Below are 10,662 nucleotides of genomic sequence, written 5' to 3'. Positions count from 1 at the left end.
CATGTCTTTCTCCTCCTTCCTCAAAATAATGGTTATAAATATCAGACAATTCCTGCTTCTTATCTTTCAATTCTGCCATATCGATCAAAGCAAGTAATTGGCCATTACTGAACAAACCTACCCGGTCACACACTTTCTGTACTTGATCCAGATGATGGGAAGAGAAAAGCACTGTCAGTCCTTCTTCTTTACTCAACCAGCGAATCAGTTCGATAAATTCCTGAACACCTGCAGGGTCAATCCCTGAAGTCGGCTCATCGAGAATAATAATCTCCGGATTTTTAATAAGTACATCAGCCAATCCCAACCGCTGTCTCATACCACGAGAATATTTCCCGGTCTTTTTGGCTAACTGATCTTCAAGGCCTACCCGCTTCATCAGTTCCATAGCCTTAGTTTTTGCCTCTTTATCAGAAATACCATTTAATCGCGCTGTATAGATCAAATTCTCCGGTCCTGTCATATCATCATAGAATCCTACATCTTCTGGCAAATAACCTATTTTCCTTTTTACTTCAATAGGATGTGTAGTAGAATTGATTCCACAAATTTCAACTGTTCCCGAAGTAGGCTCTGTCAATCCCAACATCATTAAGATAGTAGTTGATTTTCCAGCGCCATTCGGCCCCAGTAATCCGAAGATTTCTCCTTTCCGGATATTCAGGCGAATATGATCTACAGCAGTGAAATTACCGTATTGTTTGGTCAAATCGGTAAGTACGATCACTTGTTCGCCCATAATTTACCTCCTTCCATATTTACGGAACAGATAGTAAACCACGCCGATGGTGGCAATAATGATAAGAACGCCTACCCATCCCCATATCATCGGAGTTTTTACTGCAACTCTGAACTGCGCATCTGCATTTACTTCAGGAGTTTTTGCCATGATGGTAGTCACATAGTCGCCTGGCAATGCTTTTTTAGAAGCTTTCAAAGTAGCCATAACCGTTGATGTCTCTCCGGCTTTTAGTGCATCGATTTTTGAAGGTTCGAAAGTTACTTCCCAGTCAGCAGGTTTATTAGCAGACAGCTGAATATCTTTCAGTAATGAAGAACCTGTATTTCTGACTTCCAGTTCTATTTTCTTTATATCACCTGCTGTGACATCTGTACTCAATAACCCACGGGGAGTAGTCAGTTCCATTTGATAAGAGCCAGTAACAACCACTTCCAGTTCCAATTCGGCAGAAGTGGTACCTGTAGCGGCGCGTACCGGAATTTTGTAACTGCCGGCTTCTACATTGGCAGGAGGAGTAATATCTATACTTACATTTTGAGTACTGTTGGCTTCCACTTGTGCAGAAGTGGCTTGCTTATAATTAGGTTTAAAAACTACATTCCAACCTCTGGGTGCATTAGCCATCAAAGCATATAGCTGCTGGTCGGCAGTCTGATTCTTTAAAGTGGCGCTGAAAGTGAAGGTTGATTTAGAATTTCCCTGCATGTTGGGTTGGTCGGTAGTAAATTCAGTCTGGTATGTTCCTTTTTGAGCAACCACCACATCCAATGGAAGTTTGGCGTTTCCGGCATATACCACAAAGTGATAATTACCTTTATTCACCTTTAATGGGACTTCGACTTTTAAATTGAAAGTCTTTTTCTCTTTGGGAAGTACCGATAGTTGGCTAAGGCTCCAGCCACCGGATTTCATTTCGTGTTTCCAACTGGCGGACAATCCACTGACAGAAAGATTCGCATTCGTCAACTGGTCTGTGTTGTTGATAAGATCAATACTGTAGTCAATTGACGCTCCGGGAGATACGGAGATTTTTGTGTAAGGTGTGTACAGAATCACGCTCTTAGGTATTGAATCATTGGCGTGCATGTAACTCATAGGGATCATCCCCAATAGAATAGCTAATAATAAAAAATAATTTGTTCTCATAGTCATACAAAAGTTCTTATGGTTGTTTAATATGAATATTGTCAAATTTGTGTGTGCAAAAATAAACGATGTATCTATTAGTAGTTTTAAAAGAATCCTAAAGAATCTAATTTCAGGAAGAAATTATAGTGACACTATCCCTATAGGATGGTGACGGTATCCTTTATGTATAGTGACGCTATGTTAACCGGATAGCGTCACTATATTTTTTCGATTTTTTTTCGGAATTTCTCAAAATTCCCAAATCTTTTCAGATTCTCCTCTCATCTTTGCATTATCAAATTAATAATAATAGTAAAAACCAATATTAAAAAACAACGATTATGAAAAAGTTAGTATTCTTATTAGTGTGTCTTTTCACTTTGCAAACAGTAGCTCGTGCAGATGACGACAAACCAATCCAGGTAACTCAAATGCCACAACCGGCACAGCAGTTTATCAAACAGCATTTTGCCGACAGCAAAGTAGCATTAGCCAAAATGGAGAGTGATTTCTTTTATAAAAGTTATGAAGTGATTTTCACGAATGGCGATAAAGTGGAGTTTGACAACAAAGGCAACTGGGAAGAAGTGAACTGCAAATATAGTTCTGTACCTACAGCAATTATTCCGGCAGCTATTCAGAAATACGTAACGACCAATTACCCTGATGCTAAAATTCTAAAAATTGAGAGAGATAAGAAAGATTATGAAGTAAAACTGTCCAACCGTACGGAACTGAAGTTTGACCTGAAATTTAATTTGATTGATATTGATTTCTAAACCTATTTAAATTGAACAAAGATGAAACTAAAGATTTATACACTTTTACTGGCACTAAGCGTCACATGGAGTCTGCAAAGTTGTGACAACGATGACGATGGTTCAATAGCTGTTCCTGCCGAACTTCAAAGTGCATTTTCATCCAAATTCCCTAATGCTGCAAATGTGAAGTGGGAAACTAAGTCTGGATATTATGTAGCAGATTTCTATGACGGATATGAAGCATCTGCATGGTTCACCCAAGATGGTAAATGGCAAATGACAGAAACGGACATTCCTTACAATGCATTACCACAAGCAGTAAAAATGTCTTTTGAGAACAGCGAATATGCCTCATGGAAGCGGGATGATATAGACAAACTGGAACGGACAGGCGTTGAAACTGTTTTCGTAATTGAAGTCGAAAAGCAGAATCAGGAGGTCGATTTGTATTATTCTGCTGATGGAACTCTGATTAAAAACATTGTAGACACTGATAATGATAACAGCGAACATCTTCCTGTACAATTGACTGAAGCTATGAAAAACTTCATCAATGAAAAGTATCCGAATGCAAGAATCATGGAAGTAGACGTTGAAGATGATAGAAATGATTGGGATTTTGGATCTACAGAGGTAGATATCATTCATAATGGAATCTCAAAAGATGTATTGTTCAACCAGACTGGAAATTGGTATTCTACTTCATGGGAAGTACGTCAGGACGAATTGCCTGAAGCGGTAAACAGTACTCTCAATAATCAATATAGAGAATATCGTTTTGACGAAGCGGAGTATATTGAAAAAGCAGATGGTACCATATATTATCGAATTGAACTTGAGAAGGGGGATGTAGATAAAGTAGTAAACATAGGCGAGAACGGTACTGTCCTTTCATAGGTCAAAGTGCATAATTCTGAAACATAATTCTCAAAAACAACAAACGATGACATAATTCCTGGTGGATATGTCATCGTTTATTATTTTTTACTGCTCCTGTACACGTTTTCTTTTCACTGCCGATTTAGCAGTTTTATCAGTGATACTGTCCGTTTGTTGCGGTTTCACCTTTTCAGCTTCTTCCCGTTTCCGCTTATTGCGTAACCGCCATTTATTCCAGAAATATAGATCACTCCATTTATTGAAATCCTTTTTATACATGATACCTACACCTTGTGTAGTCAAGTTTGTTTTTGTGTAATAACGGTCATTTGTCTCATTATAAGCCTTCAAACGAATATCTCCCGAACGGGTAATCAGCCATTCTGCTTCAAAGTCTCCTACAAAGTTAGTATTAGCCATCGGATTATCCCGATAACCGAAGTTTCCGTTTATCAATAAACGGTTATTCAATAATTGTCCCGACAAAATACCTTCTACTTCCATGTCTGTCCAACCCTTATCACCCGTACTCAAATTCGTACCGATATTCCAGTTATTCGTTTCAAAGACCTGTGAAAGTGCATTGTTCAACTGGCCGGAGAGAGTAGATGAGAGCACCGATGACATCACATTCGAATTCTGATTATTATTACGGGCATCTTCCGTATAGAACTTGCCAATACCCAGCAAATAAAGAATCTGCATATTCATTTGCTCTTCCGTACTGATATAATTACGTACCAATGTTTGTATTTCATCTCTTTCATTCGGAAGCTCAATACCCAGTTTGATAGTCGGTCGTACCAGCATACCACTTAGATTCATGATACAATTTACACGCACATTGGGTTGTTGTATAATAGCCGAAGCATCCGGTATCAAATCATTCAAAGAGGCAGAGTTCACTGTATATGAAGCTTGTATGTCCATGTTAGCATCCAAAGGTGCACCATTGAACGTTATTGTACTTCCATCTTTGATAATAAAGTCTTTACGAATCACTTCCTGCAAACTAAATTTATATACTCCTTGATTGATCCGGTAATTACCAAACATTTTCACATCGCCCTTATTATAAAATTCCGTCCGGATATTTCCCGTACCTTTTCCGCTGATATAATCTCCGGCAATAGGGTCCATAATGATTCGCATGGTGGCATCGGGAGTTGCATCCACGAGAATATTCAAACGGATATCTGTTTTCTGCTCTTCCTCCTCCTGACGTTTTTGCTGTATTTGTTCGTAATATGAAATTACTTGAACAGAATCCTGGATAGTACGACGAGGTGTTTTATCCACGAATTTGATAAACTGATTGCTAGTAGCCGATGCTACACTACCATTAATATAGGTAAAGGTAGTATTTCGATTTGTAGTCATGGCCACATTTACATCGAGCCCCTGTATGGCGTTTCCAGAGAGCAATACATTCCCGGTACCATATACCGTACCATAGAAAGGCATATCTGTCGATTCTTTTGTGTTCATCACAAGCATATTATTTGCCTGTATCTCGAAACGATAGTTTAGGTTCTTAAAATGCTGGAAATGCAAATATCCATTCATTCTCCCCGAATGCCCTTCCATATCAGAGATATGTATATTATTGAATGTCAATCCGGTAGGAGCCAAATGAATAGTATCTTTTACCGCAAAATGTGTGTTTAAAATATCAAAATTCATGGATGCATCTGTCATAACCGCACCATCCAGGTTCAATCCTTTAAATTTTCCATAGAAATGTACTTTTCCTGTTCCTCGCCCTTTAATATCATTGGCAATAGACTTCATATAATGTTCGAGGAATTTCAGATTCAATTCATTTGCTTCAATATTTAAATCAAGTCCGCTCTCGGGTTTTAATGGATAAATAATACCCGTGACACGCGACGGAGAAGGAGATATATCCTGAATGGATGCATCCAACCGGATACCTCTGTTTTCATTATCCCACTCACCATATATATCCAGTTCACCCAAACGACCGTGATTGAGTGAGAAATTCTTTATAAATAAACGGGTATTCATGATAGGCTTTTTAAACACTCCGCTTGCATAAGCCGTTCCTGTTGCATCGCCCTCAAAATTTACATCGTCGGATATACTTGCAATATCAAATACATATCCCATATTTATATCCTTTAGATCAACCTTTACAGTATCTTTAGGATTCTCGGAAAGCCGGCCGTTAATACGTACATACCTATCCTGATGACTAAAATAGAAATTATTCACATCCACTCGTCCGGAATCGACCACCACCTGCGAAGGATGTATCTTCCAGAGAGTATCATTTAAAATAACATCAGTAGGCTTCACATCCACCATCGCTTTCAACAATGACTTTTCTCCGCTTGTACGTAGAAATTTGGCAACAGCTGCTAATTTCCCGCTATATGTTGCTGCAGCATTATTTCCCCAATCCAAAGTCGTACTGACATTGTCATCTTTAGCTTGTGCATCCAGAGATAGATTGACTGCTCCTTTCTTTTTCAAATTAGTCAGACGAACCCGTGCACGAATATGATCTGCCGGATTCTCGCACAGAATCATACCTGACTCAATATAGTTGTTCTTATATTGCAGACGGGGAAAATATCCCTCTACACGCAAGCGTTGTAAAGCATCATTAAAATATCCCTTCAACGTAGAATGAGTATATACCGTTAACGGTATATCAAATATCGTAGATAAAATGTCCGTATTATATATATGTATATCAAACAAAAAGTTATTATGGGTTTCAATCGGCTTCTTGGGAGGTAATATCAAAGACGGCACATATTTCCGCATAATATTCAGAATACTGGCAGGCAATGTGTGATATTGGAATTTTCCCTCTATGCTTGCTTTCAGGAATTCGGAAGTCAATCTAAGCTGATTTTCTCCATTTTGTTTGGTTGCCCGGATATTCATATTCTGCATGAAATATGCTTTATCCGGAGCTGTAAATTCCAAGCTATCCACATTGATTTCTCCAATCATCTCATCCACTGATCCACCTGTAAAATTGGCTTTCAGTTTTAAAGAGAACTCTGCATCAGGATATTTGGTCGTAAGATTCAAATCATGTGGGCGTACTTTATTGACTACTGCAAGAAAATTAAAAGTAGGAACTTTGGATGCAACATTTACGTCTCCATTCAGATAAATAGAGCCATTAGGATCATCCAACGCAATCTTTCCATTAAATCCGCCTTGTTTGTATTCTCCGTCCAGTGTGATATTTTCATATCTATATCTGCTATAATCTATCGAAGCAATCAGTCCTTTCAATTCTACGGCAGGCAAGTGGTCAGCAATATGCCGGCCATGTACATCCAGATTGAAAGTAATTTCTCCCAATTCCTCATTATCCAATAATTTACCTAGTTGAAAATTCTCTGTTTTGACAGCTCCGGAATACGCAAACAATCCTTTTGTCTTATCAGAACTCAATTTTAAGTCGGTCTTTACATTTCCAAGACTCGTTTGTAATTGTCCATAAGTAACTAAGTCCGTGAAGTATCCCGAAATTTCTCCCTGGAAACTCACGTTGCCCAAACGTTCGAGAAGAGGAGGAACTCCATTATAATTAGGACTCAAATTACGCACTAAAAAACCGACTCCGCGGGTATTGGCCGAAAGTTCGGAAAGAGTTCCATATACATACGCATCTTGTGGACGCGATAAGTCCTGAAGCGATACATCTCCTCGCAGACGGAACTGACGGTCATCGGCTGTAATCTCCAGATGCGAACAAGTCAACTGATCCACAGTTCCCTTCACCTCCATATCCAACGTCACCGGTTCCTTGAAATGCGAGAGGATAGGGACAAAAGGAGAAATATCTTTTAAAGTAACTTGCGATGGCAAAGTACGGAAAGAGAAATGCACCTGTTCTGTAAAACGGTCAAAAGCTTTCAAACTATCATACTCCAAATGAATGGTATCAAGCTTGAGAGAGGTTTCGGGCAATTCTATTGTAAAATTATCAATGTTTGTCTGCTTGTTATTGGCAACCAGTTTCAAACTCATTTTTTTCAAAGAGAAGCCGGATGCTTTTTCATCAAGGCTCAATCGCTTGATCCCTAAATTCAAAGAGTCCTTACTTAATGCCTTCAGCGATATATTAGCGATGATATTTTGAAGCTGAATATGCTTAGCGTTAAATTTCCCCGGTGTTTCTTCTTCCGACAACACATGATAAGACATCCTTCCACGACGAATCAGGATGGAATTAATACGCAAATCAAGGGAGTTTTCTTTCTTCACGGTATCTTTGGAAGCAAAAGCATCCAAAACAAACTTAAAATTAGGAGGGGAATCCGGAGTCTCTTTCCGGAGATTGATATTAAATCCGAAAAGCTGGACACTGCTAATGGATATCTTTCCTTTAAAAAAGGGCATAATATCGAACTTGGCGGACAAACGTGTGACTTTGAACATTTCCTGACCACTCTGATCGTCAAGCAATACATCATCAATAATAATACGGTTCAATAGACCCATATTAATTCTACCAATCACTACCTTTGTATTTAAAACTTCAGAAAGTTCTTCAGCTACAAATACACTCATTGCTTGCTGAATGTTTGGTATATTCAGCAAAACAATAGTCCCGATATATACTCCCAGTACAATACCTACTACCCAGCGTACAGTCTTTTTCAGCGTTCTGATATGCGATAACTTTTATTTTGCGAACAAAAATATAAAATAGTTCGTTACGAATCGTAGTTTTATGATTACTTTTGCACCGTTTAATAGTTTAAATACTTATGAGTGCAATAATTTTAGGAATTGAATCCTCCTGTGACGATACGTCGGCAGCCGTAATCAAGGATGGTTATTTGCTGTCAAATGTGGTATCAAGTCAAGCCGTACATGAAGCATACGGTGGAGTAGTACCCGAGTTGGCTTCACGGGCACACCAACAAAACATCGTACCGGTAGTACATGAAGCATTAAAACGTGCCGGCGTCACCAAAGAAGAGTTGAGCGCGGTAGCTTTCACTCGCGGACCGGGATTGATGGGGTCTTTGCTTGTTGGAGTCTCCTTTGCAAAAGGATTCGCTCGTTCTTTAAACATCCCAATGATTGATGTTAATCATTTGACCGGACATGTTTTAGCTCATTTTATTAAAGCGGAAGGAGAAGAAGAGAGACAACCTGTTTACCCATTTCTCTGTTTGCTGGTATCTGGAGGAAATTCACAAATCATACTGGTCAAAGCCTATAATGATATGGAGATTCTTGGACAGACTATTGACGATGCCGCAGGTGAAGCTATTGATAAATGCTCTAAAGTGATGGGACTTGGTTATCCCGGCGGACCGATCATTGATAAACTGGCTCGTCAGGGAAATCCGAAAGCTTTTACATTCAGCAAACCGCATATTCCTGGTTTAGATTACAGCTTCAGCGGATTGAAAACTTCCTTTTTATATTCATTACGCGACTGGTTAAAGGAAGATCCTGATTTCATAGAACACCATAAAGTAGATCTTGCAGCATCATTGGAGGCTACTGTAGTGGATATTCTGATGGATAAATTACGAAAAGCCGCCAAAGAATATAAGATTAATGAAATAGCTGTGGCCGGAGGAGTTTCTGCAAATAATGGATTGCGTAATGCTTTCCGGGAACATGCCGAGAAATATGGCTGGAACATTTTTATCCCTAAATTTAGTTATACGACTGATAATGCAGCCATGATCGCCATTACCGGATATTTCAAATATCTGGATAAGGACTTTTGTTCTATTGATCTTCCGGCTTATTCTCGTGTGACGTTATAATTGGGTATACCTTATTATATATAATAGGATAAAAACTAAGAAGTATGTTTGCCGAAATAATAACCATTGGCGACGAACTGTTGATAGGACAGGTTGTCGACACTAATTCAGCCTGGATGGGGCAGGAATTAAATAAAATAGGCATTGAGGTTCTTCGTATTGTTTCAATCCGTGACCGGGAAAAGGAAATCTTGGAAGCAATTGATAATGCGATGGAAAGGGTGAATATTGTTTTAGTAACCGGAGGACTCGGACCTACCAAAGACGATATCACCAAACAAACTTTATGCAAATACTTTCATACAGAACTGGTTTTCAGCGAAGAAGTATTCGAAAATGTAAAACGGGTACTGGCAGGGAAAATACCAATGAATGCACTCAACAAAAGCCAGGCAATGGTTCCGAAAGATTGTACAGTGATAAATAATCCTGTAGGAAGTGCTTCTGTCAGCTGGTTCGAAAGAGATGGAAAGGTACTTGTTTCCATGCCGGGCGTTCCGCAAGAGATGACTGCCGTAATGACAGAAAGTGTATTACCTAAGCTGCACGAGAGGTTTCAAACGGATGTAATTATGCATCAAACATTTCTTGTACAACACTATCCGGAATCCGTATTGGCAGAAAAACTGGAACCGTGGGAGAGTGCTCTGCCAGAATGTATCAAATTGGCATATTTGCCTAAGCTGGGGATTATTCGTCTTAGACTGACAGGACGCGGACAAAACAGGGAAGAAGTAAAAGTTCTTCTTGAACGTGAAAAGGTAAAATTAGAGAAAATACTTGGTGAAGACATTTTCGGTGAAGAAGATACGCCATTGGAAGTTATAGTCGGTGAACTTTTAAAAAAGAAGAAATTGACCGTTTCCACCGCAGAAAGTTGTACCGGAGGCAGTATTGCCGCACGTTTGACCTCCATTGCCGGTAGTTCTGAATATTTTAACGGAAGCATAGTAGCCTATTCTAATGAAGTAAAAATGGGACTTTTACACGTTTCCTCCGAAACATTGGAGCAACATGGGGCCGTCAGCGAAGAAACTGTGATTGAAATGGTAAAAGGTGCGATGAAAGCACTAAAAACCGATTGCGCCGTTGCTACTTCAGGGATAGCAGGTCCTGGAGGGGGTACTCCCGAGAAGCCGGTGGGAACTGTTTGGATAGCCGCTGGTTATAAAAACGAAATTCGTACTTACAAACAGGAAACGAACCGCGGAAGAAGCATGAATATCGAAAGAGCAGGCAATAATGCACTATTAATGCTCCGTGATTTACTCAAATAAAGAAAAATAGGGGCCTGGAAGTGAATTATTTTAGGAAATTCTTGTTTTATACGGATAAAAGTGCTTACTTTGCGTCCTGTTTGAAATAAGTATAG

At 39.2% G+C, this 10,662-nt stretch carries 7 protein-coding genes; 4 read left to right on the top strand and 3 right to left on the bottom strand.

Going from position 1 to position 10,662, the window contains the following annotated elements; translation table 11 throughout:
* On the bottom strand, positions 1-739 hold a 739-nt coding region (locus tag ACT8YW_RS19425; RefSeq protein ID WP_444106847.1), incomplete at its 3' end, for an ABC transporter ATP-binding protein.
* A gap of 3 nt (positions 740-742) precedes the next feature.
* Complete coding sequence (locus ACT8YW_RS19420) at positions 743-1,894, bottom strand: COG1470 family protein (protein ID WP_444106846.1); 1,152 nt, start codon at positions 1,892-1,894, stop codon at positions 743-745.
* A gap of 317 nt (positions 1,895-2,211) precedes the next feature.
* On the opposite strand from ACT8YW_RS19420, the gene ACT8YW_RS19415 reads away from it, so the two are divergent.
* Both ACT8YW_RS19415 and ACT8YW_RS19410 read left to right on the top strand, forming a co-directional pair.
* Positions 2,212-2,649 (top strand): PepSY-like domain-containing protein, encoded by a 438-nt coding sequence (locus ACT8YW_RS19415; protein ID WP_004306079.1) that lies wholly within the window; start codon positions 2,212-2,214, stop codon positions 2,647-2,649.
* A 21-nt stretch (positions 2,650-2,670) separates the two neighbouring features.
* The gene (locus ACT8YW_RS19410) at positions 2,671-3,528 is read left to right on the top strand and encodes a PepSY-like domain-containing protein (protein WP_444106845.1); all 858 of its coding nucleotides are present in this window, start codon (positions 2,671-2,673) and stop codon (positions 3,526-3,528) included.
* An 87-nt stretch (positions 3,529-3,615) separates the two neighbouring features.
* Here the strand turns inward: ACT8YW_RS19410 and ACT8YW_RS19405 are convergent, their stop codons facing one another.
* Positions 3,616-8,070 (bottom strand): translocation/assembly module TamB domain-containing protein, encoded by a 4,455-nt coding sequence (locus ACT8YW_RS19405; protein ID WP_444106844.1) that lies wholly within the window; start codon positions 8,068-8,070, stop codon positions 3,616-3,618.
* Positions 8,071-8,270: 200 nt separating this feature from the next.
* Here ACT8YW_RS19405 and tsaD point away from each other — a divergent pair, with 200 nt between their 5' ends.
* Entirely contained in the window at positions 8,271-9,290 is a 1,020-nt protein-coding gene (gene tsaD, locus ACT8YW_RS19400) for a tRNA (adenosine(37)-N6)-threonylcarbamoyltransferase complex transferase subunit TsaD (protein ID WP_004306076.1), read from the top strand.
* A gap of 44 nt (positions 9,291-9,334) precedes the next feature.
* Positions 9,335-10,567 carry a competence/damage-inducible protein A gene (locus ACT8YW_RS19395; protein ID WP_444106843.1) on the top strand — a complete coding sequence of 411 codons (1,233 nt, stop codon included), beginning with the start codon at positions 9,335-9,337 and terminating at the stop codon, positions 10,565-10,567.
* Positions 10,568-10,662: the final 95 nt, after the last annotated feature.

The sequence above is a fragment of the Bacteroides sp. genome (assembly GCF_052357945.1).
Lineage (GTDB): Bacteria > Bacteroidota > Bacteroidia > Bacteroidales > Bacteroidaceae > Bacteroides.
The sequence above is the reverse complement of the archived record's forward strand: the minus strand, read 5'-3'. Positions and strand labels throughout refer to the sequence as shown.

Bases quoted from the DNA above. Each gene is read 5' to 3' on its own strand.
- ACT8YW_RS19420 (WP_444106846.1), bottom strand. From the start codon at position 1,894: ATGACTATGAGAACAAATTATTTTTTATTATTAGCTATTCTATTGGGG.
- ACT8YW_RS19415 (WP_004306079.1), top strand. From the start codon at position 2,212: ATGAAAAAGTTAGTATTCTTATTAGTGTGTCTTTTCACTTTGCAAACA.
- ACT8YW_RS19410 (WP_444106845.1), top strand. From the start codon at position 2,671: ATGAAACTAAAGATTTATACACTTTTACTGGCACTAAGCGTCACATGG.
- ACT8YW_RS19405 (WP_444106844.1), bottom strand. From the start codon at position 8,070: ATGAGTGTATTTGTAGCTGAAGAACTTTCTGAAGTTTTAAATACAAAG.
- tsaD (WP_004306076.1), top strand. From the start codon at position 8,271: ATGAGTGCAATAATTTTAGGAATTGAATCCTCCTGTGACGATACGTCG.
- ACT8YW_RS19395 (WP_444106843.1), top strand. From the start codon at position 9,335: ATGTTTGCCGAAATAATAACCATTGGCGACGAACTGTTGATAGGACAG.